The 24,480-nt window shown below is 43.9% G+C and carries 22 protein-coding genes and 1 other RNA gene; 8 read left to right on the top strand and 15 right to left on the bottom strand.

The features are described from left to right. Complete coding sequence (locus AC0VYA_RS08720; protein ID WP_475490734.1) at positions 1-1,836, bottom strand: GNAT family N-acetyltransferase; 1,836 nt, start codon at positions 1,834-1,836, stop codon at positions 1-3. A gap of 262 nt (positions 1,837-2,098) precedes the next feature. Here AC0VYA_RS08720 and AC0VYA_RS08715 point away from each other — a divergent pair, with 262 nt between their 5' ends. Next, on the top strand, positions 2,099-3,502 hold the full coding sequence (locus AC0VYA_RS08715) for an MBL fold metallo-hydrolase RNA specificity domain-containing protein (RefSeq protein WP_475490733.1): 1,404 nt from the start codon (positions 2,099-2,101) through the stop codon (positions 3,500-3,502). 225 nt (positions 3,503-3,727) lie between these two features. On the opposite strand, the gene ydiJ is transcribed toward AC0VYA_RS08715, so the two are convergent. Then, positions 3,728-6,769 (bottom strand): D-2-hydroxyglutarate dehydrogenase YdiJ, encoded by a 3,042-nt coding sequence (ydiJ, locus tag AC0VYA_RS08710; RefSeq protein ID WP_475490732.1) that lies wholly within the window; start codon positions 6,767-6,769, stop codon positions 3,728-3,730. A 264-nt stretch (positions 6,770-7,033) separates the two neighbouring features. Between ydiJ and AC0VYA_RS08705 the strand changes: the two genes are divergently transcribed. Further along, positions 7,034-7,252 carry a PGPGW domain-containing protein gene (locus AC0VYA_RS08705; RefSeq protein WP_041713582.1) on the top strand — a complete coding sequence of 73 codons (219 nt, stop codon included), beginning with the start codon at positions 7,034-7,036 and terminating at the stop codon, positions 7,250-7,252. 168 nt (positions 7,253-7,420) lie between these two features. On the opposite strand, the gene ppsA is transcribed toward AC0VYA_RS08705, so the two are convergent. Beyond that, complete coding sequence (ppsA, locus tag AC0VYA_RS08700) at positions 7,421-9,796, bottom strand: phosphoenolpyruvate synthase (RefSeq protein ID WP_473480017.1); 2,376 nt, start codon at positions 9,794-9,796, stop codon at positions 7,421-7,423. 211 nt (positions 9,797-10,007) lie between these two features. On the opposite strand from ppsA, the gene ppsR reads away from it, so the two are divergent. Beyond that, positions 10,008-10,820: a posphoenolpyruvate synthetase regulatory kinase/phosphorylase PpsR gene (ppsR, locus tag AC0VYA_RS08695; protein ID WP_011574565.1), complete on the top strand. Its 813-nt coding sequence runs from the start codon at positions 10,008-10,010 to the stop codon at positions 10,818-10,820. A 199-nt stretch (positions 10,821-11,019) separates the two neighbouring features. Further along, positions 11,020-11,703, top strand: coding sequence for a DUF2461 domain-containing protein (locus AC0VYA_RS08690; protein ID WP_475490731.1), 684 nt, complete (start codon positions 11,020-11,022; stop codon positions 11,701-11,703). Positions 11,704-11,742: 39 nt separating this feature from the next. Here the strand turns inward: AC0VYA_RS08690 and AC0VYA_RS08685 are convergent, their stop codons facing one another. Further along, entirely contained in the window at positions 11,743-12,069 is a 327-nt protein-coding gene (locus tag AC0VYA_RS08685) for an RnfH family protein (RefSeq protein ID WP_011574563.1), read from the bottom strand. Further along, entirely contained in the window at positions 12,066-12,497 is a 432-nt protein-coding gene (locus tag AC0VYA_RS08680; protein WP_475490730.1) for a type II toxin-antitoxin system RatA family toxin, read from the bottom strand. The genes AC0VYA_RS08685 and AC0VYA_RS08680 overlap by 4 nt, the downstream gene beginning before the upstream one ends. 125 nt (positions 12,498-12,622) lie before the next feature. On the opposite strand from AC0VYA_RS08680, the gene smpB reads away from it, so the two are divergent. Then, entirely contained in the window at positions 12,623-13,099 is a 477-nt protein-coding gene (gene smpB / locus AC0VYA_RS08675) for an SsrA-binding protein SmpB (protein WP_006992410.1), read from the top strand. 301 nt (positions 13,100-13,400) lie between these two features. Here smpB and AC0VYA_RS08670 read toward each other — a convergent pair whose 3' ends face one another. Continuing rightward, entirely contained in the window at positions 13,401-13,649 is a 249-nt protein-coding gene (locus tag AC0VYA_RS08670) for a hypothetical protein (protein WP_475490729.1), read from the bottom strand. Positions 13,650-13,988: 339 nt separating this feature from the next. Here AC0VYA_RS08670 and ssrA point away from each other — a divergent pair. Beyond that, positions 13,989-14,345, top strand: a transfer-messenger RNA (tmRNA) gene (gene ssrA / locus AC0VYA_RS08665). Between the two features lie 295 nt (positions 14,346-14,640). Here ssrA and AC0VYA_RS08660 read toward each other — a convergent pair. Next, positions 14,641-15,270, bottom strand: a complete 630-nt coding sequence (locus AC0VYA_RS08660; protein ID WP_475490728.1) for a DUF6680 family protein — start codon at positions 15,268-15,270, stop codon at positions 14,641-14,643. A 136-nt stretch (positions 15,271-15,406) separates the two neighbouring features. On the opposite strand from AC0VYA_RS08660, the gene AC0VYA_RS08655 reads away from it, so the two are divergent. Further along, complete coding sequence (locus AC0VYA_RS08655) at positions 15,407-16,615, top strand: IS4-like element ISPat1 family transposase (RefSeq protein WP_475490727.1); 1,209 nt, start codon at positions 15,407-15,409, stop codon at positions 16,613-16,615. 104 nt (positions 16,616-16,719) lie between these two features. On the opposite strand, the gene AC0VYA_RS08650 is transcribed toward AC0VYA_RS08655, so the two are convergent. The 6 genes from AC0VYA_RS08650 to AC0VYA_RS08625 form a co-directional block, all read right to left on the bottom strand. Beyond that, the gene (locus tag AC0VYA_RS08650) at positions 16,720-17,379 is read right to left on the bottom strand and encodes a hypothetical protein (protein WP_475490726.1); all 660 of its coding nucleotides are present in this window, start codon (positions 17,377-17,379) and stop codon (positions 16,720-16,722) included. Then, positions 17,376-18,308: an MvdC/MvdD family ATP grasp protein gene (locus tag AC0VYA_RS08645; RefSeq protein WP_475490725.1), complete on the bottom strand. Its 933-nt coding sequence runs from the start codon at positions 18,306-18,308 to the stop codon at positions 17,376-17,378. The genes AC0VYA_RS08650 and AC0VYA_RS08645 overlap by 4 nt, the downstream gene beginning before the upstream one ends. 308 nt (positions 18,309-18,616) lie before the next feature. After that, complete coding sequence (locus AC0VYA_RS08640) at positions 18,617-18,916, bottom strand: hypothetical protein (RefSeq protein ID WP_475490724.1); 300 nt, start codon at positions 18,914-18,916, stop codon at positions 18,617-18,619. A gap of 780 nt (positions 18,917-19,696) precedes the next feature. Continuing rightward, complete coding sequence (locus AC0VYA_RS08635) at positions 19,697-19,858, bottom strand: DUF1328 domain-containing protein (RefSeq protein WP_006994792.1); 162 nt, start codon at positions 19,856-19,858, stop codon at positions 19,697-19,699. 350 nt (positions 19,859-20,208) lie between these two features. Beyond that, positions 20,209-20,406: a CsbD family protein gene (locus AC0VYA_RS08630; RefSeq protein WP_011574555.1), complete on the bottom strand. Its 198-nt coding sequence runs from the start codon at positions 20,404-20,406 to the stop codon at positions 20,209-20,211. A 264-nt stretch (positions 20,407-20,670) separates the two neighbouring features. Beyond that, positions 20,671-21,177, bottom strand: coding sequence for an MmcQ/YjbR family DNA-binding protein (locus AC0VYA_RS08625; protein ID WP_475491049.1), 507 nt, complete (start codon positions 21,175-21,177; stop codon positions 20,671-20,673). 364 nt (positions 21,178-21,541) lie between these two features. Between AC0VYA_RS08625 and AC0VYA_RS08620 the strand changes: the two genes are divergently transcribed. Further along, complete coding sequence (locus AC0VYA_RS08620) at positions 21,542-22,075, top strand: YHS domain-containing (seleno)protein (RefSeq protein WP_475490723.1); 534 nt, start codon at positions 21,542-21,544, stop codon at positions 22,073-22,075. Positions 22,076-22,240: 165 nt separating this feature from the next. Here the strand turns inward: AC0VYA_RS08620 and AC0VYA_RS08615 are convergent, their stop codons facing one another. Together AC0VYA_RS08615 and AC0VYA_RS08610 are read right to left on the bottom strand one after the other, a co-directional pair. Then, positions 22,241-22,798, bottom strand: a complete 558-nt coding sequence (locus tag AC0VYA_RS08615) for a phosphoribosyltransferase (protein ID WP_006994798.1) — start codon at positions 22,796-22,798, stop codon at positions 22,241-22,243. Positions 22,799-22,953: 155 nt separating this feature from the next. Further along, on the bottom strand, positions 22,954-24,165 hold the full coding sequence (locus tag AC0VYA_RS08610) for a lipoprotein-releasing ABC transporter permease subunit (protein ID WP_475490722.1): 1,212 nt from the start codon (positions 24,163-24,165) through the stop codon (positions 22,954-22,956). Positions 24,166-24,480 lie beyond the last annotated feature (315 nt).

Genomic DNA, 24,480 nt, shown 5'->3' with positions numbered 1-24,480 from the left:
TTACTTGTCCAAATTCAAGGTTAGATTAACTTCGCCCATCTCTTGTGAAGGTTGGCGCTCGAAATGCGCACTTTCGAAAACTCTAATCATATTGCGGTTATCCGCCCTGACCACTGCTAACATTCTTGTTAACCCCCTTTGCTTTGCAATAAGGATCATTTCTGCCAATAGTTGTTTAGCCATGCCCTTCCCGTGAAACGATTCTCGGGTGACAAATGCCGCTTCACAGCTTTTATTGTCAGCACACAAGTAGTAACGCCCCACGGCCTGAATTTCTGACGCCGAACCTTGCTGCCTAACAATGCACAAGGCTAAGTCATGACTCTGATCAACACTGACCAAATTACATGACTTTTCACGGGTCATTTGTGTGGGGTAATGGTTATAACGGTAAAACAGGGTTTCTTTGGTATGGGAATAGAAGAACTCTTGCAGACGACGTTCGTCTGCTGGGTTGAGTGGCCGTAGGTCAAACGATTGATTATCAATCTTCATCGTCTTAAACCCTAATGGACCGAGTTCAGGCACATCTCGAGGATAATTCTTTTGATAGTTCGGCACCCAATAATGCTCACGCACTTTGGCCAACAATTGTTCACGAAATTTAGGGTGCGCTACACGAATTAGCTCCAGCGCTCGCTCTCGAATACTTCGCCCCTTAAGAGATGCGACACCAAATTCGGTGACTACATAATGCACATGGCCGCGGCTCGTCACCACCCCACTTCCCTCTGTGATAAAAGGCACTATACGCGAAATGGTGCCTCCCTTTGCAGTAGAGGGCATGGCAATAATCGGTTTACCTCCAGGCGACATAGCAGCACCACGAATAAAATCCACCTGCCCGCCAATGCCACTATAAAACTGATAACCAATGGAATCGGCAACCACTTGGCCCGTTAAGTCCACTTCCAGTGCGCTGTTTATCGCCACCATTTTATGATTACGCGCAATATTCGCCGGCGAGTTCAGATAATCACTGGGGTAGAACTCCACGTGGGGATTGTTATCAACAAAGTCATATAGCTTTTTGCTGCCTAAACAAAAACTCGCCACTGTTTTACCGGGGTGAAAGGTTTTTTTACGGTTGTTGATCACGCCCTTAGCAATCAAATCGATAATACCGTCTGTAATTAACTCACTGTGCACGCCTAAGTCTTTGTGGTTCTGCAAGTAATACAGCACCGCATTGGGGATTTTCCCCACTCCTAGTTGCAGCGTGGCGCCATCGTCAACCAACATGGCAACGTATTGGCCGATACGCTCTGTGATTTTATCTGGTTCGTAAATAGGCAGCTCTGGGAGCGCTTGCTCCACTTCGATGCATGCCGCTATGTCGTCAATTCGAATAAACGTATGGCCGCTGGTACGTGGCATCGATGTATTGATTTGAGCAATCACGTACTTGGCTTTTTTAACTGCCGCAAGATTCACATCAACGGCCACACCTAACGAACAATAACCGTATTTGTCAGGCGGGCTGACCATGATAAAGGCGGCATCTAAAGGCAAGATATCCTGCTCAAACAGTGAAGGGACTTCAGATAAAAAACACGGCGTGTAATCGACCCGCCCCTCAGCCACCGCTTGACGGACTTTTTCGCCGCCAATAAACAAGGCGTTTACTTTGAATAGATCACTGAACTGCGGGTCAACCCAACGACTGCCTGACAATGCATTAAATTGCACCAGCTCTATGTCTTTTAAATCTCCGCTATTGGCGATTAAATCATCAATGAGTGCGTTAGGAACGGCAGCATTTGAGCCAATAAAAATACGATTGCCAGACTTAAGTAACGCTTGCCAGTCAGGCCTATTAGGTAAGGCGGTTTTCATAATCACTCCTTAGATATACTCACATCGACTATGCCACAGAGTATCGGTCTCGGCATTAAGACGTTGGTCTGTCGTCTGTGGCAAGGCCGCAAATGGCGATGATGTATTATTCGATAGAACACCGAGGTAAGTCACGCACTTAAGCAGCGCAAACTTGATGTGAAACAAAGTCTGCCGCCTAAAATGCGCTACATTGAAATAACGTTTTAATTACATTTTATTTTCAATACGTTCCAACGTATTGAACTGAAAAAGGATTGTCATGGCTATTATCTATTTTTGGGGTGCAGCGCAGGAAGTGACTGGCTCGTGTCATCTAATTGAATCTGCAAGCTTCGGTAAAATATTGCTCGATTGCGGTATGCATCAAGGGGGGAACTCAATTGATCGCATTGGTGACGAAGGCTTTCCGTTCAACCCTGCATCCATTGACGCAGTGCTGTTATCCCATGCCCATCTCGACCATAGCGGCATGTTACCCAAACTCGTCCATGATGGATTTACCGGTCCCATATACTGCACCTCAGAAACGGCAGATTTACTGGTGGTAATGTTGCAAGACTCGGTCAGCATTTACATGGGTGACCTAGCCCGTGAAAAACGCCGGCTAGCCCGTAAAGGTAAGCCTCTACTTGAGCCTGAATACTCAGAAGAAGATGTCATGCAAGTCATCGCTCAGTGCGAGTCACAAAGCTACAACAAGGCGCTTAAGCTTGCAGAGCAAACCACAGCGTGCTTTCACGATGCTGGACATATTCTTGGCTCAGCGATTATCGAACTTAGCTTCGAAGAAAGAGGCGAGCAGAAAAAATTGGTCTTCTCTGGGGATTTAGGCAACAAAAGCGCCGTATTAATGAACGACCCAAGCATACTGACCAAAGCTGATATTGTATTAATGGAAAGCACCTACGGCGATCGCAATCACAAGTCTATCGATAATACGGTATCTGAGCTTAAAACCATTTTAAAAGATACCGAAAACCGAGGCGGCAATATTATGATCCCTGCGTTCGCAGTAGGACGTACCCAAGAAATACTGTTCTACCTTGGTCAATTACACCAACAAGGTTTGTTAGACAATTGGCAGGTTATTCTCGACAGTCCCATGGCAATTGAAGTGACGCGCGTTTACGACAAGTGGTTTAGTGCGCTCGATAGTGACGAAATTGAACAAGCTAGCCCTAACGCACACTCCATATTAAAAGACTTCATTCCGCGCTTGTTTTTGTCCGTGGCACCGGATGAGTCCATGATGATCAATAAAATCAAAAAAGGGGCGCTAATTATTGCCGGCAGCGGCATGTGTACCGGAGGACGGATACGCCACCATTTCAAACAGCGCATCTGGGATTCACGCAACGCCATTATCTTTTGTGGATACCAAGCAAATGGCACCCTCGGTAGGTTGCTAGTTGATGGCCTACAGCATTTAAAATTGTTTGGGGATGATTACGTGGTCAAAGCACAAATAGAAACGCTGGGCGGCTTTTCAGCTCATGCAGGGCAAAATGAACTCGTAGAATGGGTGAGCCATTTTGAGAACAACCCGAAAGTTGTGTTAGTGCATGGTGAGCCTAAAGCCCAAGAAGCGTTAGCGCAGAAATTATGGGAAGATAAAAACATCAGAGCCGTGATCCCCAGTCTGGGCCAAAGCTTAGTGTTTTAAAGTCGTACTGCTTTTGCGCTTCGTGCAGTCTTTCAAGCAGGTCGCGACAAGTGTTTGCTGACAAAAAAAGCAGTCAATACTGAGTATTCACTGCTTTTTTTTAACATCATATTTTTAGCACTTAGCTGCTACCAAGTCTCTTTAATCGAGCCTATTTAAAACAACCTTTTTAAAACATTCAGTCTAGTGCGCACATTTTAAGGCGTGCGCGTTAGCACAAGCGTGTTAAGAGAGGTGCGCGAGCATCGCTTGCAATGGATGCTTAGGTTTCTCACCTTCTATACGCGCAACCTGGCTGCGACATGAATACCCAGTGGCTAAGATTTGAGAAGTCTTAAATTTCGCCACAGCCTTTTCCCAGCTCAGAGCATAAATGCCTTTTGATTGTTCTAGGTGGCTTGCTTCATGACCAAACGTACCAGCCATGCCGCAGCACCCCACTGAAATCGGCGTAAGTGACATGCCCATACGTTGGAACAGTTGCTGCCAATGTTTCTCACTTTCAGGCAGAGCCGTTTTCTCTGTACAGTGACCGAAGAATGCATACTCGGTATCAGGCGTGTTGCCTTGCTCGGGCAAGGTAATTGTCGCTAACCATTCGTGAACTAACTTCACCTCAAAGTTGCCTCTGGTATCACCTAACACTTTTTTGTACTCATCTCGATAGCACAGCACTAATGACGGGTCGACACCCACCATAGGTATGCCCAGCGGTGCTAGCTTGTTTAAAAAGTCTGCACTGTCTTTTGCCGTCGCGGCAAATTCTTTCAAGAAACCTTTCACATGTTGGGGTTTACCATTAGGCATAAAGGGCAACAGAATAGGCTCGAATCCGAGGCACTCAACGAGTTTAACCAAATCATGCAGCAAACCTGCTTCATAAAAGCTGGTGAACGGGTCCTGTACAATCAACACTTTCTTGGCCCGCTCGTTCGCGCTCAAGGCTTGCAACGTCCCTAAATTAAAATGACTGGCTTCGTGTCCTGCGAGTTGCTTTTTCAATGACGGGGAAGACAATAACGGCGTGTCTACATAACCCACCGTTTTCTTAATAAGCTTGTTCATCCACGCTTGTTTTAAAAAAGCATTTACCAGTTTTGGCGCTTTGGCCATCAGCGGCGCCATGGCTTCAATATTACCCACCAAATAATCTTTTGCGGGGCGCATATAACGTTGATAGTAGATAGACAAAAAACGCGCTCGAAACGTGGGTACATCGACGCTCACAGGGCATTGGCTAGAACAGGCCTTACATGCTAAGCAGCCATCCATCACTTCTAACACTTCATGGGAAAAGTCCTTAGATTGGGCTTTTCCCATAGAGTTATTCAAGCGCTTTAATAGGTTCTGACTCTTGCCTTGTAATTCAAGGACATTCACGTCTACCTGATTACTGGCTAACAAACGCAACCATTCACGCATTGCCCCTGCTCGTCCTTTGGGGCTGTGACGACGGTCAGAAGTGATTTTACTCGATGGGCACATAGTGGATGTGGTGTCATAATTGAAGCATAAACCATTGCCGTTACAATTCATCGCTGGCTCAAATGCATCACGCACGCTAATAGGTATCTGGCGGTCAAACTCACCGCGTTTCACGCCACCAACACTGACTAAAGATGCACTGCTTTCAATCGGTGTGCAGATTTTGCCTGGGTTCATTTTGTTGTGAGGGTCAAACGCCGCTTTTATTTTTCGTAGCTCTGCATATAACTCTTCACCGAAAAATGCCGGCGCATATTCACTGCGATAGCCTTTGCCATGTTCGCCCCATAATAATCCGCCATATTTAGCGACCAAGGCCGAAACCTCATTAGATATATCTGGGATTGTCGCTTCTTGCTCAGGGTCACACATATCCAGCGCTGGGCGCACATGTAACACCCCAGCATCAACGTGACCAAACATGCCGTAATGTAAATTACGGGCATCAAGTAACGCCCGAAACTCCATAATAAAATCAGCTAAATTCTCTGGCGGTACGCCTGTATCTTCGACAAACGCCAAGGGCTTTTTACGGCCCTTCGTTTTACCCAATAACCCCACAGATTTTTTACGCATCGCATAAATTTTGCCAATATCGGCGTTGTCATAAGTGATTTGATAACCAATTACGCCACCTTCATTGCTTTCAAGCGCAGCATCTAACTTAGCGCTCAGCAAGGTGATTTTTTCTCGCAACGCTTCTTCTGAATCACCATTGTACTCGACCATGTTTAGGCCCAGCACTTCCTTGTTTTCCACCTCATTAATGAGCTCTTTGACTTGATGCCAAATGATATCTTGCTTCGCTAGGTTTAAAACGTTGCTATCAACTGTTTCTACAGATGTTGCGTTTGCCGCCACCATATGCGGCGCATGGCGCAGCGCTGACTCGAAAGAATCGTACTTAATATTCACCAAGGCTTTGTGTTTAGAAATAGGAGTGACGTTCAGTTTGGCTTCTGCCACAAACACCAAGGAGCCTTCAGAGCCAGTGATAACGCGACTAATATCGACTTTGGTTAAATCGTCATTTAACGCATGCTCTAAATCGTAACCGGTTAAGAAGCGGTTCATACGAGGAAATTTAGCTAAGATCTGTTCGCGCTTGTCCACACAGGTTGTCAAAATTTGTTTAACTAACCTACCCGTAATGTTCTGTTGCTGTGCAACCTGCTTGGCCTGCTCCATGTCCATTGGGGCGGTCTCTAGCAATGTGCCGTCAGCCAATACAGAGGTTAAGCCTAAAACGTGATCGCTGGTTTTACCGTACACCAATGAGCCCTGCCCTGAAGCGTCAGTGCTGATCATACCGCCAATGGTCGCACGGTTGCTGGTCGATAAATCTGGCGCGAAAAACAAACCATAAGGGCGAAGCGCGTCGTTTAACTGATCTTTCACCACACCTGCTTGTACTTTTACCCAGCGTTCTTGCGGATTAATTTCAAGAATGTTGTTCATATACCGTGACACGTCAACAATAACGCCTGACGTCAAAGACTGCCCGTTGGTACCCGTACCGCCGCCTCTCGCGCTAAAAGCAACATCGTTATATTGACTAGCAAGCTCACCAATTACTTGTAAATCAGCCACTGACTTGGGTAGCACCACCCCTTGAGGCAACGCTTGATAAATAGAATTATCGGTCGCCACGGCAAGACGGCTGGCATAGCTAAACTCTATGTCGCCACTAAATTCACTGCGCCTCAAAGCCGAGAAAAAAGCGTGATAATTGGATTGCGGGCCGGATTCAACGTCTAAAGCGGGTAATTCGTGCTGGGGCATAATGTTCTTTTTTCTCACGGTTTAACAATTGCGCGCCATTGTACAACCTAAGCGCCTCTAACATCTAATACGCGAAAGGAATTATTTAGTTTTTATCTAGGTTAATTATTCCGTACAGCCCAATTTTTTGCGCAAATTGTGCCCTTATCCCATACTCTTGTAACGCCTGCTACTTGCTTACGTCATACTCGGTAACAAGTATGCAGTTGCAACTTTCCTATTCGTGTCGTAAAAGTGAACCCTGAAAAAAGGAATATATGCAAAATGAAAAATCTACGTATTGGGTTAGGCGCACTGTTGGTTATTGCAGGCATTGTGCTGTTTATCATCCCAGGCTCAATGTTGCTCGTATTAGCAGGTTTATTGTTGCTCAGTGTTGACGTACCTGTTGCCAGAACTTGGCTAAAACGTTGCCAAACGAGTATGGCTCGCTCATCCGCCAAGCTTGACCGCGTATTGCTCAATCGAAAATTACGGGATTAAGCTTCTTTTCGTCGACTTGGTTATCTTTTTTTAAGCCTTTCTCCCCTGCATTAGCACAATATTTTTTAATAAAAATTCCAAAAAAAAAGGCTGTCTCATGACAGCCTTTTTACCTGTAGGGCACTGATTTTATTATTATTGTTATTCAGCGGTGTATTTTAGCGCCTGTTACTTCTTGTGCTTTTCCCCTAAGTACAACCAGGTTTCAACGACTGTATCTGGATTTAACGATACGCTGTCGATACCTTGCTCAACTAACCATGCGGCTAAGTCTTCATGATCCGATGGGCCTTGGCCACAAATGCCCACGTACTTACCGCGTTTTTTCGCTGCTTGAATCGCCATTGCGAGCAACGCTTTAACCGCAGGGTCTCGCTCGTCAAACAAATGAGCAATCACGCCTGAATCTCGGTCAAGACCAAGGGCTAACTGGGTCATATCGTTTGAACCAATTGAGAAACCATCAAAGATATCCAAGAACTGATCAGCCAATAATGCATTCGACGGTAATTCACACATCATAATGACGCGTAGACCATTTTCACCTTGCACTAAACCTTGCTCTTTAAGCAATTCGATAACGCTGCGACCTTCTTCAAGCGTACGCACGAATGGGATCATGATCTCGACATTCGTCAAACCCATTTTATTACGTACCCGCTTAATGGCTTCACATTCAAGTGCGAAACAGTCACGGAAGCTTTCAGAAATATAACGGCTCGCACCACGGAAACCCAACATAGGGTTTTCTTCATCTGGCTCGTACTGATACCCGCCCACCAAGTTGTAGTACTCGTTGGATTTAAAGTCAGACATACGCACAATGACTTTCTTAGGTGAGAAAGCAGCACCGATTGTGGCGATCCCTTCTACTAATTTCTCAATATAAAACTCAACTGGCGATGCGTAACCCGCGATCATTTCGCTGATTTCTTCTTTAAGCTCTGACGGCTGGGCATCAAAGTTAAGCAAGGCTTTTGGATGCACACCAATCATACGGTTGATGATGAACTCTAAACGTGCAAGGCCAACGCCTTCATTCGGCAAGCGAGCGAAATCGAACGCTCTGTCAGGGTTACCCACGTTCATCATCACTTTAAGGGGGATTTCAGGCATAGAATCGATGCGAGACGTCACCACGTCAAAATCGAGCACGTCACCATAGATAAAGCCTGTGTCGCCTTCGGCACATGAAACGGTAATATTGTCACCGTTGTTAATCAGGTCTGTGGCGTTGCCACAGCCGACAACAGCCGGAATACCCAGCTCACGAGCGATAATAGCTGCGTGACAAGTGCGCCCGCCACGATTGGTGACAATCGCGGAGGCTTTTTTCATGATGGGCTCCCAATCAGGGTCGGTCATATCAGTTACCAACACATCACCGGCTTGGATTTTGTCCATCTCTTCAATGGAGCCAAGCACTTTTGCCACGCCAGCACCAATTTTATGACCGATAGAGCGACCTTCACATACAACACTCGCTTTACCGTTTAAGCGGAAGCGCTCAATCACTTGAATGTCTTCTCGGCTGCGAACTGTTTCTGGGCGTGCTTGTACGATATAAAGTTTACCGTCGATGCCGTCTTTAGCCCATTCGATATCCATCGCGCGTTTGTAGTGTTTCTCGATGATTTGCGCTTGTTTGGCTAACTCTTGAACTTCGTCATCTGTCAGTGAGAAAACCACACTGTCGGCTTTGTCGATATCAACAATTTCCACTTGCTTGCCATGGCTCAAATCATCAGAGTAAATCATCTTGGTTAATTTACTGCCGAGATTACGACGTACCACTGCTGGCAAGCCTTTGTCTAATGTAGGCTTGTGTACATAAAATTCATCTGGGTTAACGGCACCTTGCACCACCATTTCACCCAAACCGTATGATGAGGTGATAAATACCACATCTTCAAAACCTGATTCAGTGTCAATGGTGAACATCACGCCTGACGCGGCGCAGTCACTGCGTACCATGCGTTGAATACCTGCAGATAATGCCACGCCTTTGTGGTCATAACCTTGGTGCACGCGATAAGAAATGGCACGATCGTTAAATAAAGAGGCATAAACGTGCTTGATGGCAACCATCACGGCATCAATGCCCTTTACGTTTAGAAATGTTTCTTGTTGTCCGGCGAATGAAGCATCAGGCATGTCTTCAGCCGTTGCAGATGAACGTACGGCAAATGACGCTTCGTCTCCTGCATCACCCTGCAAGGTTTTGAATGCAGATGTAATGTCTGCTTCTAGTTCAGGCAAAAATGGGGTGTCGATGATCCACTGGCGGATCGTTTTACCCGCTTCGCCCAAGGCAGGAATGTCATTCACGTCCAACGTATCAAGCAAATCGTGAATGCGGGCCTCAAGGCCACTTTGTTCTAAGAAAAGATTAAACGCTGACGCAGTCGTAGCAAAACCACCGGGTACTTGTACACCAGCATTTGAAAGATTCGAAATCATTTCGCCAAGGGATGCATTTTTACCACCGACAACGCCCACGTCGTCCATTCCCAATTGCTGATACCAAAGCACATTTTCTTGCATTTAATTCGTCTCCAAGATGAACTCAATTGTAAAAGCTGCCAACGATGACAACCCCAGATAGTTAGTCAAAATGACGCCTGCTAAACGTCGAAAAAAATTATATTTCTCAAGTGCCTAGCTTTTTACGTGAGGGATTTTAGAATGCAGTTCAGAAGAAAGTAAAATTTAATTTATTTATGTAATTATATTACTACATTGTTAAGGAAATGTTATGCGAACGGCTTACTATATTTCAGACGGAACAGCGATAACTTCGGAGGTATTTGGCCATGCATTGCTGTCATTATTCACGATCGAGTTCGAACATATCACGGTTCCTTTTGTTGAAACTGAAGAACAAGCGAAACAAGTTGTTAAAAAAATATCTGAAAGTTTTCAAGATGATGGTCAGCGCCCTTTAGTGTTTTACACGATAGTGAATACCGAAGTGCGCAAAATAATCTCTAAATCGGTGGGCATTAACTACAATTTTCTCGACCAATTTGTTGCCCCATTGGAAATCGTTTTGGGCGTGCCTTCAAAACCGGAAAAACATCGCACTCATAGCATTCATGAAAAAACCTATGACATCAGAATAGAAGCAGTTAACTACGCCTTGGCGAACGATGATGGATCAAATTTACAAGAGTATGACGAAGCCGATATTATTTTGGTTGGCGTATCACGCTCAGGTAAAACCCCCACCAGCTTATATTTAGCGCTGCAATACGGCATCAAGGCGGCAAACTACCCTTTCACCGAAGAAGACATGGGAGATATTTTAAAAATGCCCCCTGCCCTCAAACGTTACAAAGACAAAATGTTTGGCTTAACCATTGAAGCTCAGCGCCTGCATCAAATACGTTCTGAGCGCCGAGCCAACAGCCGTTATGCGTCGCTGCAGCAGTGCCGCATGGAATTGCGCGAAGTTGAAAACCTATACCGCAAGGAAAAAATCCCTTTTCTAAATAGTACTCGTTATTCTATTGAAGAAATTTCAGCGAAAATATTGGCTACCACAGGCCTGCAACGCAAGAAGTACTAGTAAATAACGCACCGGTTACCCATGAGGCACTCAAAGGTACTGGAAGAGTTACGGTAAGAGGCACTCAACACCGCCAAAAAAATACACTGCTGACATTTTTTACCGTACAAAAGAATCTGTAACAATTGTCACAACCACTGTTATTGATTTGCCATAACCAATCAGTAAGCTGGTCGCAAACATTCTATAAGGCCAGCTTATGTTTACCCACTTCGACCCATCCCTATTTACGTTTTTACAGCAACTAGAAAAAAACAACGACAGGGAGTGGTTCAATGCGAATAAACAGCGTTACGAAGACTTAGTGCGCGGGCCTGCGCTTGAATTTATTACCGAGATGCAGAACTGGATCCCGATGATTTCTCCCCATTATGAAGCCACGCCCAAGAAAATGGGAGGCTCATTAATGCGGGTATATCGAGACGTGCGCTTCTCAAAAGATAAGTCCCCTTATAAAACCAATGTGGGCATACAATTTCGCCACGAAATAGGCAAAGACGTGCACTCTCCTGGGTTTTATATGCATATTGCCAGTGAAGAATGTTTCCTTGCTGTGGGCACATGGCACCCGCAACCCGATGCGCTGCGCGCTATTCGAGAGCATATTCAGCGTAAACCTTCGGTCTATCAAGATGCTATCGAGCACGCCCCGTTTACTGAGTATTACCATATGGCAGGCGATTCCCTGATCCGTCCACCGAAAGGCTACGACACTGAATCCCCAATGATTGAAGAAATTAAGCGCAAAGATTTTATTGCTATTTGTCCGCTGGATAAAAAGCAATTATTAGAAGGTAACGTGTGTGAGTTGGCCGCGACCCGTTATGGCCGAGCGCAGCCTTTACAGAAGTTTTTATGTGAGGCACTAGGGCTAAGGTTTTAGGCTAGCTAACTACATTTAAGCCCTAGCGCGTAAAGATGACTATGCGCGCCCACCAGTGACTTTATTGGCGCGCCCTTCCTCTTTGGCTTTTTCTGCTCGGCGGCGACGCGCTTCTTTAGGGTCGGCAATTAATGGGCGATAAATCTCGATTCGATCACCATCTTGGGGTACATCGCTTAACTTACAGGTACGATTCCAAATACCGACTTTGCTTTTTGACAGATCAATATCGTCAAAGCGCTGCAGTATACCTGATGCCTTTATCGCCTCTTCAACGGTGTGGCCCATTTCAACCACCACTTCTAACAAGGCTTGGCGATCAGGCAGCGCATAGGCTACCTCTAGATTAATTTGTTTGTCAGTCATGTATAAATCTCTTTAGCTCGCTGTGTAAAAGCGACCACCATATTCGCTGCAATCGCATTAAAAACACGGCCAAAGGCCATTTCCACTAAGCGACTCGAAAAAGCAAAATCTAAATTTAATTCGATTTTACACGCGCTGTCAGAAAGCGCCTTGAAGGTCCAACCGCCACGCAGTTCTGAGAAAGGCCCGTCGAGCAAGTTCATTCTAATATACTCACCGCGAGATAACTCGTTACGCGTACTAAACCATTGTTTGATACCCGCTTTTGAAATCAGCAAAGAGGCTTCCATGCTGTGTTCGTCTGCATGGGTTACTTTTGTCTGAGCACAACCAGGTAAAAATTCTGGATAACGTTGCACGTCATTTATCAAATCAAACATTGATTCAGCACTAAACGCTACCAGAGCGCTGCGGGTCACATTAGGCATCAATTCCCCTTGAAATGGGTCAGTCGGTTTTTATAGGCGCAAAATACTAGCATAAAATCAGATATCTATTTCAATATCAGTGATTTTTGTTGTACCCCGTTAGACAACCATTATAATACGGCGCCATGAAATCAAAGAAGTCAAAATCAACTAACAACACCATCGCATTGAATAAAAAGGCGCGGCACGACTATATCTTGCAAGATAAAATCGAAGCTGGCATTGAATTACAAGGATGGGAAGTTAAAAGCATTCGTTCAGGCAAAGTCAATTTGTCTGACAGCTACGTTACCTTACACAAAGGCGAAGCCTTTTTAGTGGGTAGTACTATTCAACCTCTTAACCAAGCATCAAGCCACGTAGTATGTGAGCCTTTGCGTCAGCGCAAACTCTTACTCAACAAACGTGAGCTCGACAAACTGATAGGCTCAGTCGAGCGCCAAGGCTACTCAATTTTAGCCACCGCCATGTACTGGAAGAAAAACTGGGTAAAAGTCGAAATTTACTTAGGTAAAGGTAAGCACGAACATGATAAACGTGATGCCGTGAAAGACCGAGATTGGGCGAGAGACAAAGAACGCATGATGAAGCATAAAGTCTAGGCTTTATGCCCCATGCGGTGAACTATATACATTCATTGTCACAAAAGCCGCAAAAAAAAACCGCGACAAAAGGCGCAACAGCGCCTTTTTAACCCAGCCCATCCCTAAAACGTTTGCCATACCGCTTCGTTAGCTTGGCCGCGAATTTGATCCAATATCAGGCTGATTACCGGTGGTAACTTCTCTTTGGGTTTCCCCTCGCCTATTCTGCGATTTGTCTGTTCACCAATGCTATGGCTGCCAATCCTGACGGGGTTTGTCTTTCCATGTCACCTTGGATAACGCCTTCGTAACAGCAGGGTTATCTTGCCACTGATTGAGTAAATGAGGCCCAATCCACTTCAGCCCATTTACGATACTGGGTGAGTAAGGTGTTAGTACGATACCCGGTGAGTAAGTTGTAAGACAGCACCTGTTCAATGATCCCAAGGTTTTCTTTCGTTGCAGCTTCGACTAGGCGATTTTCTACCTTTAAGCCACTTGGTAAACGAAAAGCAGAAAATACACCAAAGCTAGCGTGCGCCAAATACAGCTGATGAGATACGCTCAACGTCCTGGTTTTCCATTAGCTGAAATACCCTCTGCTGCCACAACAAAAGATGGTTTTGGCCATGGCTTAATCCTTATGCGATTTAACGCTAAACGCCAAGAAGCACAGCCGCTTTGTTAGAGCAAATACAACGCAAAGCGGACCGCCTAGACAGCCGAATGACTCTATTGAACAAATGCTGGGCAGATGGCTAATGTTTGTCTGAACAAACTTTACGCAAACGTTGAGCAAACTGGGCAATAAAGCGAATTATTAGCTGCATTCGCTACGCATATTAGTGATTTCCCCCGCGTCTATGGTACAATGCTCCGCGTTGGTAGTTTGCAACCAACAACATTTGGGGCTGATTTTGGATTCGACAAGATTCTTGAGGCTTTAGGTGCATGCAGAGGAGCGGTTTGCCTCTTAAAAAGCCGCATTTAAATAGTCGCAAACGACGAAAACTACGCTCTAGCCGCTTAATAAACGGCTAAGCCCTTCCACTCATACTCTTTCTGCTAGTAGAGGTTCGGAAGGTCATCCCAGCAGAATAGCGAGGGAACCTTGTCTAAGGGTGAACCGCGAAACAGTATTAGGCCCGCTATGAGAAATCCTGTCTGCCGGAGTTCGAAATAGTTAAATAAAAGACAGAATAAGCATGTAGTACCGACGGTTAACGTTTTTTGGACGCGGGTTCAACTCCCGCCAGCTCCACCAAACATCGCGATGAAAAGGCTCTTCAGAAATGAAGAGCCTTTTTTGTTTGTGAAGCGCTGTGATACTTAGCCAGAGTAATTCTAATAACACGCCCTTCCCTGTTTCAAAACCTCAGCTTCTAATATGCAGCGAGTAATCAAGTAAGATTTTTTGAGGCTAACTTCTTCTCTAGAAGTTCAATTAGTTACCATGGGTGTCTCTGTAATTCCTGTTGAAAAGCACAACCCTATTTTTAGTTATAATGGTTCTTTATTTGTAGTAGTCCGCTCAAGACAAGGAGCGGACATTCAACGCTTCAATCAGCCGACGCGTCAGCGGACGGTTGCATTGACTTGTTATGAATATCTTGCTCGCCGTCCTGCTCTTGCTGCGGAAAATTGACCACATACATTGGCAGAGGGCGGCCTTTGTTCACAACTTGATCTAAACCACTAAGAATGGCTAGTTGTGTATTCTCTACATTCCCATGCGCTATAGGGCGGTAACAATCACGCTGCAACTGGACCTTGTCATAGTCGTAGTTTAATGCCTGCGTTATTGCATAAAGCATATTTGTAAAATATTCGTCACCTTTTTTAATCCACTGATCAAGTGTTTCGTATTCATCTTTTTGATTTAAATGGCTGTTATAGCTTTTCCAAGCATGTGTCACAGCCTGTTCCTTTCTAGTTTGATATCGAGTCTTTATAAATGGAAGCAACCTTCCATAAAAATCTATATCTATCATATTCAAAGCTTGGACATGATCACGATTAAGTCTTTCAGCTCTTGTAGACATGAGCGTTTTAAATAAGGCCATTCTTCTTTTTCTAGTTTCTTGAAGCTTCTCAATAATTTTCTGAGCTTGAACGGCTAAAATAGGACCAAGAATAACCGCAGATGTCATTATTATATCTTTGGTATCCATGTTCAGATTTTCAAACATTTGCGGTCTCCCTGAGATTCATAACGCCCTGCTCTAACGAATCCCCTCATAATTATGAGCAGAAACAATAATATAGACACGCATAGCGCCATTTGATCTTATAAATTTCGCCAAAAACCAACCAGATAACAACACCATGCGTGATATTCATATCTTACACGATTTGCTTAAAAAGCAATGCCCTAATCTACATGCCAAACGTCTTTCCTCTTTGATGGTTGCCACCCAATCTTTGCTAGATGGTCAGCAACTGTCGTTGACCGAATTGGGACGAAATATCTCAGGATCCGTGGCCCCGAAACACAACATTAAACGCATCGACAGGCTGCTTGGTAATAACAACCTACATAATGAACGGCTCGACATCTATCGTTGGCACGCTCGCTTGCTTTGCGGTGCTAACCCCATGCCCGTTGTCCTTGTGGATTGGTCTGATGTGCGTGAGCAGCTCAGGCATTTAACCTTACGTGCATCGGTCAGTGTTCAAGGACGCTCTGTCACGCTTTATGAGCGCGTATTTTCATTCGGTGAATACAACTCTCCTGTCAGTCATAACCCCTTTTTATGCGAGTTAGCGAGTATTCTGCCGTCGGGTTGTTGCCCGTTGATTGTGACCGATGCAGGCTATCGTAACCCTTGGTTTCGTGAAGTCGAAAAGCATGGATGGTTCTGGCTAGGCCGAGTGCGCGGTGATGTGGGATTTAAGCGGGATGGGCAAGCATCATGGCAAAGTAATAAGTCGTTTTATCCCAGTGCAAATTCTCGCGCCAAATACCTTGGGTGTGGGCAATTAGGGCGTAAAAGCCCGCTTCATGCACACCTGCATTTGTACAAAGCAAAGGCCAAACATCGAAAGGATAAACGCTCTTCAAAGGCAGGGCGAAACCACACCGCCCAGCAAAGCTATCGTGCGGGTAGCAAAGAGCCTTGGCTACTCGCCACTAACCTTCCCGAGAACGATAAACTTAACTCAAAACAGCTGGTTTCCCTTTATGCAAGACGAATGCAAATAGAAGAAACTTTCCGTGATATTAAAAGCCCTCAATACGGCATGGGACTGCGTCACAGCAACAGTCGCTGTACCAAACGATTCGACATATTACTGCTGATAGCGATGCTCGCAGAATGGCTATTACGGCTACTCGGTATCATCGCCGTGAAGCAAAACTGGGAAAGAGCATTTCAAGCTAACACCATCCGTCATCGGCGCGTGTTATCTATCATTAGACTAGGCAGAGAAGTCAGGAAAAGGGCAAAAGATTACAGGATGAACTCAGCTCAAATGACATGGGCTATCGCCCAATATATTACCTGGGTTCACAAAGAAGGAAGACCAATTCTATGAGGGGATCCCCCAGCGCCCTGCTAAGAGGCGAAAAATAGTTGGCTAAAATAAGCGAAGAATGAGCAAAAACCAACTGTTTTTTGTCCTTTTAAGCAACTTGTATGTCAAAATTTCACCAACTGACTAAACAAGCATTTTAAATAGCTGATTAAAGACATTGCTTTTGGAGATGTCGCGTATGCATTAAGTACAGATGTATAACTTATAATTATTAGTGCGATAAAAAGGCTAACAAAACCATTTCTTAGGCATTGGTATGCAACTTCATTACGAACTTGTTTTATCAAGTTGACCTTTTCTTGACCAATGAGGGCTTTAGTTGTTTCTACCCTTTCATTTTCAGATTTCAGGTATTCAAACCAACTTCCATATCCGTATGTAGGCATCAGTTTAAAAGCAGATAAAGAAACTAAACCACCAATAAGCATGTATAAAGATGCAATGCTTAAAGAGGCTATTATTAGTGGTTTTAGTTCGTGATCAGGTAATAATTTAGCAACCGTTGTGGCCGCTACTCCAATTATTGTCAGGCATAAACTTAACCCAAGATTGAATTTTGAAGTTTTATCATCGATAAGCTTTGATCTTAAGTGCTCTTCTTTTAGTCGACTCTCGACAACCGCTCTATCTAGATTATAAAAGAAAGAATTAGCCTTAGCTAAGCAATCACTAGCTTCAGCAAGCTTTCTTTTTTCTAAGCCATATAGATGAATAAATGGAAAAGGGGTACTTAGAAGCTGTTTAAAAAACTGTATTAATTTCATTGTGATAGTGCGTCTGCAATATATGTTTCGATTTTTCTTATTTCATTAGAAAGCCAGCCCCATTCGCCTGTAGGGTTAATTTCAATGAAGTAATAGTTCCCATTGCTCTCAATAAAATCAATAGCTCCAAAATTTAGACTTAGCCTCTTCATATATTTCCTACATTTCTCAATCAAATCAATGGGCAATTTAATATCTGTATATTCTATAAGCTCTCTTTCTGTGAGCCTCCAGTCATCTTCTATTCCAGCGCCGTTAGATGTTATTTTGACTGAAAAAATGTCATCACCAATAATTGTAACCCGAATATCTGTCTTTTCAGTAATATACTGCTGTACAGTTAAGGGAGCGCTACTAATTCGATCGTTGGTAAGTTCCGATGGTTCAACATCAGATGTGTAAGTAAACAAACAGTCATCGCCTTCTCGAAGTAATACAGTGTCTAAGGATTTCACTATAACTTTTCTGCTTAATATTTTTGAATCTCTAAAGCTATTCCCAATCTCTGTATCTGGAACTTTAAATCCCAATTCTGATGCAATCATCAATTGATAAGGTTTTGATTCTGCTGCATATGTGCTTGCAGGCCAATTCATCCAATATGAATCTTCAAAAACCATTAAACCTCTTAAAAAGGCTGACCATTGTGATCTAGATAGTTGCTCTTCAAGGCTTAAGGCATCGCCAGGAGTATTTCTCAAAAATACTGCTTGTCGAAACCAAATTGACTTTACATTTATTATTGTTTTATTTATCCCTTCACCTGCAATATGGAGTTCTTTTGTTACAGGATTTAATCTTATTTCATAATTGTGGAGATTCTCTTTGTTGATTCGTAAGTAATCAGTATTTTTTTTTTCTAGCTCTTGAATAACCAGATCTACTGAGAAGTCGTAGATACTCGATAATATAAGGCAGGTTCCAATCATTCTCCTTTCTGGTCCTCACCTGTTTCCATATCACACTTTTTAGTTGCCTGTGTTCCGAACTTCGACGAATGGCTCACTAATGGTTTATTTTCATACATCCATATTCCTCTAGTGTGATCAAATTCACTCCCCTCAGGCATTTCAGGTGTTTGTTGAAAAGGTTTTCTTTTAGCGAACTCTATTAACAGATGATTGTGCACAACTTATCCTTTTGAACATAACGCTTTGCATATGGGGATTTTAGGGGCGCTTTGGCGAAGCCAGCGAGTAAAATTCCCAGTGAGCTTGCGAACAGCATAATGCCCTTGTTAGCTATCATTGCGCGCCATTTCCGTTACCTGATTCCAGTTAATTACTTTGGCTGTAAAAGGCCAAGCTTTCGAAATTGATTGTAGCCATCCAATATCTTGGAGAGTAGTTCCAATAACCACTCCAACAATCAAAAGAAAAATGGGCGCGTCATTTAGTGTGAAGTAGAAAGCTACGGAAATGAACAAAATAAATAGGCGGAATAAAAGCCTTCCTTTCATTTTTCTCAGGCTATGGAGGACTGAAATACCTTGCTCTCGGTTATCCAGCATTTGTTTAGCATAATCTACTTCATTCACACAATTTCCTCCCTGATAGCTAACAATTTCATATAGCGCGTTTTTCTGCCGACGCATCGCTCACTTTTATCCTTTTGCTTTTGCTTTTGCTTTTGCTTTTGCTATTAATACCAAACTAACTATCATAATGCTACATATAGGAAAACTGACGATCTGGATAAAGTGATAAGAACAAATACGAGCGATTGGGTCATTTTACAGAATATGGGAGCGACTCAGCTTATTTGGGTAAATAAACGGCCTTTTCTTCAATTTTATTGTTTATTTCCATTGACACTTGCGCTGGTTCAATAGCAATCAAAATACCTCAAAAGTTTAACTTGAGCAGGACTTATTTGACCGTAATTAAAATCATACAAAATAGCGCATCTTGGTAGCGAAATAAGAGGACCTTGCCCACGTATCAGTACTGACTTTATATACAGTAAACTCATAGTCAACAGTATTCAAAATTTTCTAAAATTTATCTGTTCACTGCGCTAGTTCAATCCCTTTCTAGGCACAGACATCTCATGCATAGCGGCCTCATCTTGGTTGTTAGCTTGCGCGCTATAGCCTCTTTTACAACTATCAATTTACAGGTATCGACAGGCCAAAATTTAGTACTCCCAGTGACAAAGTGCGTTTTCTGCGAAAGGGTAAAGTTGAGATTGAGCGGATTGGGACAAGAATGATAAAACTGGTTCGTTGAGGCGGAGCGAAAAGCTAGCTGAAAACTGGCTGTACGCTATCAATAAAAAAAAGGCTGCACATTGGCAGCCTGATCATGAATTAAGGTAGCTAGACTTTCCTTCTGCCCATCACCACTGAAATAACCAGTAGGACTAAAAATACGAAGAAAATGATTTTTGCGATACCGGCTGCAGAGCCTGCAATTCCGCCGAATCCTAACACTGCAGCAACCAGTGCAATAACTAAAAATATAACAGCCCAACGTAACATAACTATTCCTTTTAACAATGAGTGGACTTTAACCAATGCTTCAAACGTGCCAACGGACGTTATAAGTTGAAAAACGCATATAAAACGTGGGGTTGAGCCTGGGTTCGTTTATCAAAAATCGCTCCACTCGGTATTGATTTCATGAATAATTTTATTACCTCATTGTAAGATTTTCACGTGTTGGACATCGATGATTCCATGCCGGTATGCATCACCCAATGCGGCCAGAGGGGATTGAATTGAAAACCAGTAAACGTAAAAAGAAGGGGGAGTGAAAAAGAAAAAGCGCGTGAAGAAACAGTTCTTCATGCGCTTTCAATGGTAATTTTAATGGTGCGAATGGCCGATGATTAATGACTATCGAAGAAGTCGTCTACCTCGCGCTCTGCTTCTTCCTTAGACTTGCCGTACTTCTCTTGGATTTTGCCCACCAGTTCGGTGCGGCTGCCTTTCATTTTGTCTACGTCGTCATCTGTAAGATCGCCCCACTTCTGCTGGGCTTTACCTTTTAATTGTTTCCAATTTCCTTCAGCTTGATCTTGATTCATCATTATCTCCTTTGTTGAGAAAATATTGCGAAAATCGCCTGAACACCCGTTGCGCACAGACGTGCTTCAATAAGTAAGCAGCAATGACTATGCCAGCGTGAATACGACAGCGTGAATATGACAGCGCTTTTACCTACATCAGTGTTTCGTTGGGGCGCACCGAGCAAAGCTGGATCAAGTGAGTCCCCACCGCTAACGAAATTTTCAGCTAGACATTTTCAAGCTGGGTACATTCAAGCTAGGCGCTTTCAAGCTGGGCACTAACTATAGGTGAAGCAGAATAGATACCTGGGCTTTCTTCGGCAGCTTATTCACCACCAGCATAAAGGAGTGTTTTATCATTCGTTGAAGTTCGCCGGCTGGCAGGCTGCCATCCAAAATAACGGTATTCCAATGTTGTTTATTCATGTGATACCCGGGGATGACTGCGCCAAAAACGTCTCGCAGCATAATTGCCTCGTGAGGATCGCACTTTAGGTTCATCCAATACACTTTACTGGCCTCCTTACTGCATTCTTTACAACCCTCTTTACTGCATCCCTTAGTGCTCTCATCACTGGCCTGCGCTTTCGCGCCGATAATACTGGTAGTGTGAGAATTAGCATGGGGAGTCGCTTTGCCCAAAGAGAGCGTAGCGAACATTTTACCTTTGACTTTGAAAACCGCTACCTCAGGCCCAAACGGAAAGTCTTCGACTGTATCCGGGAAGTCTAATAGCCACTGACGCGCTTGGGTATAGATTTGGCTGTTTGCTTTTTCTTGATTGGGTATCTGTTCTTGCCCTTGTTGTTTTTCTTGCTCCTGTGTTTGCTTCTGTTCTGGCGCTGTCTTTGAGGTTATTTTAGAAGCATTTTGTGAGGCCGTTATTTTCATCGTAAACCTAGCGTAAAAGCAAACAGAGGTAAGGCCTAATATAGCGCTATTTTCATTTAGGCTACCACCTGTTTGACGGCATGTTGCTAAACCTTAGAAGCCACCAGCGGAAGTATTTGCCATTGGCGTGCAATATTATTGGCGCTGACCTTGTCTTTACTTATACAAATATCTGGTTCGTAACAAAAACGCTCCAAAAAAAAGCTGAATAGAACGCTATATAAAGCGTTAGATAAAGCGCAGTTCAAAAAGGAATACACACATGCTAGGCAAGAAACTAATGAAAATCACAGGGATACTCTTTGGGTTTTATTTTTTAACAATGAATATCGCGTTCGCCGAATCGGTCGACAGGGCCACTGTTGAAAAACAAGCGACATTAGCACTACAAGGGTTTGACCCCACAACCTACTTTAATCTAAGCGGCGCTAAACAGGGCAACGATGCGTTTCAAGCCGTGTATATGGGTCAGCGTTATTTATTCGCCAATGAAGTTAATCAGCAGAAATTCGCTAATAACCCTGCACAGTACTTGCCGCAATTTGGCGCGCTTTGCGCCCACTCTTTGGTAATGGAAAAAGACGTCATCGCAGACCCTTCAATTTACACCATTGAGGCAGGTAAGCTGTATATGTTCGTTTCAGAAGAGGCGAAAAGTGAATGGATTAAAGACAGTAGCAAAAACCTCATTGCTGCTACCAAGCATTGGCAGTACAAATCAGAAAAACGTTTCGAGCAGATCGCGGCCAAAAAACGCTGGAAAAAAGACAATAGCGTTGAGTTGTTTACCTTTTAATTGCCTAGCGAAAGCTTGCTTTATTGATTCGAAGGTTTTGCATTTGCGCTAGCAAGCGAGTCAAAGTGGCTTGAACAATACCTGTAAAAAGCTTAAAAAATCACAAAAAAAAGGAGCAACTAGGCTCCTTTTTCAATCCTCTTTACACAGACAAACGCGGCGTTATTACACCAATATGTCGCGTACGTTGGCTAAATCTGTTTTGCCATTGATGATTTCGTCTGGGGTTAAGCCTGAAATCTCATGAGGGAATACCAACCACTCGGCACTTTCGTGTACAAAGTAGTCTGGCACTATGTCCGTTTTATTGTTTTGCGGCTTATAGTAAGGGCAAGCAATACGAATGTTTTTCGGCATATTCGCGCGAGACAACTTCTTAATTTGCTTAATCAGCGCATCAACACTGCGGCCTGAATCAAACACGTCATCAACAATAAGCAAGTCATCTTCGGCATTGGCGTTTTCAATCAAATAATGCAAACCGTGCACTTTGATGGTTTTTGATTGTTGATCGATACCGTAATAAGACGATGTACGCACGGCAATGTGGTCTGTCTCTACTTTTTTAAAATCGAAGTATTCTTGCACCGCAATACCAATTGGCGCACCGCCGCGCCAGATGCCAATAATAAAATGCGGACGAAAACCATCTTCGTACACTTTTGATGCTAAGCGAAATGAATCTTCTAGTAATTGCTGAGCGGTAATAAATGTTTTTTCCATCGAAAAACCCTTTAAAGCGTGGAGTGCCACTGACTGCTTAAGCTAACAAATCAGCGTGCTAATTTTAAATCATCGCTCATTATACACTGAAATCTTATGATAAGAGATGGCGATTATGGCAAATTTGTGACGAGTGACCTGACTCGGCAATAAAACTATTCATATTTAAGCGCACTGGCTGGGTTAACCTTCACCGCCCGATAAGCAGGATAAATACTGGCAGCAAAGCACAGCAGCAAGGAAAACAGAATAAGCATCACCACCTGATGCCAATGCATGACTATGGGCAACCCTGCCCCGCCGGTAGCCGCCATAATCGGCACATTAAATAAGCTCAACAAATTGTTTAGTTGGCTGACAAGTAATAAACCGCCCGCTGCGCCAAACAGCGTTCCTTTGATACCGTTGTATAAGCCATTAACCAAAAAGACCTGCATAATGCGCCCGCGCGACAAGCCTTGGGTCAGTAGAATAGCAATATCGCCTTTTTTCTCAGTCACCACCATCACCAGCGCCGACACAATATTAAAGGCCGCCACCGCGATAATGAGCAGCAGCATTAAGGCCATCATGTTTTTTTCCATCTTAACGGCATCAAACAGCGGGCCTTGGCGCGTACGCCAGTCGTCGCTTTTAAGGCCAAGCTCAGTGACCTTGTCGACCACCGTCTTGTATTCAAACGGATCTTGCAAAAATAACCGCGTTTGAGCGATACGGCTGACCTTATTACGCATCAGCTTAGCACTGTCATTGATGTTCATTAGAATCACTTTGGCATCAAGCTCTGAGCCCACATCAAACACACCTACCACAGTGAATAAACGCTGGCTCGGCATTTGCCCAAATGGCCCAAATACACTGCCCTGTGCAGATAAAATGCGCGTTTGCTCACCCACCCTCAACCCTAGGCGCGTTGATAATGCTCGACCGACGAGAATGCCATAACTGCCCGGGGTTAAATCTGCGATCTGCCCGACCAACATATTCTTGGCAATAATGGAGTGCTCATGAGTGGTTTGGGGCTCAATGCCTTGTATCATCACCCCTTCTAAGCTGCGCGATGACTGCACCACGCCTTCAGACTCAATAAAGTCACTGGTGGCGGTTACACCCGGTAATTGTGACAAGCTCGAAATGATCTGCTCGTTTTCACCCCGCGTATCTACCACTATGTGCGGCGCAATGCCAAGAATGCGATCTTTCAAATCTCCCTCGAATCCGTTCATTACAGACAACACAGTAATCAAAGACATTAAACCAAGGGCGATACCAATCGCAGAGAAGGCGTTAATAAAGGCGATAAATTGATTACCTTTAGACGATTTTGCATAGCGCAAACCGATAAATGCAGAAACAGAGTGAAACATGCTAGCAATGGACTCTTAGCAAAGGGTTAGGGATAATTCGGCGTGCAGGTTACATCACGCGGTGCCTCATTAGACTGTGTTTAGGTAAAGTCTGTTTATGTAAACTGACTTTATTTAACAAAACGCACAGCATAAATGACTACAGTCATAATCGTTTAACTCATGGTAAAGTAAAACGTTTTTTGAATAATACGCTCTGGTCATAGCGCAAACAAGGTTACAATGAGCCAAACTAGGGTTTGCCGCGTAAAATGCTAAATTAACCGTTAGCCGGTCGATAAAGATAGACCCTTGGGCCACAGTGAATAACGATAC

Source organism: Paraglaciecola sp. QJM3NY_14 (genome assembly GCF_056173245.1).
The sequence above is the reverse complement of the archived record's forward strand: the minus strand, read 5'-3'. Positions and strand labels throughout refer to the sequence as shown.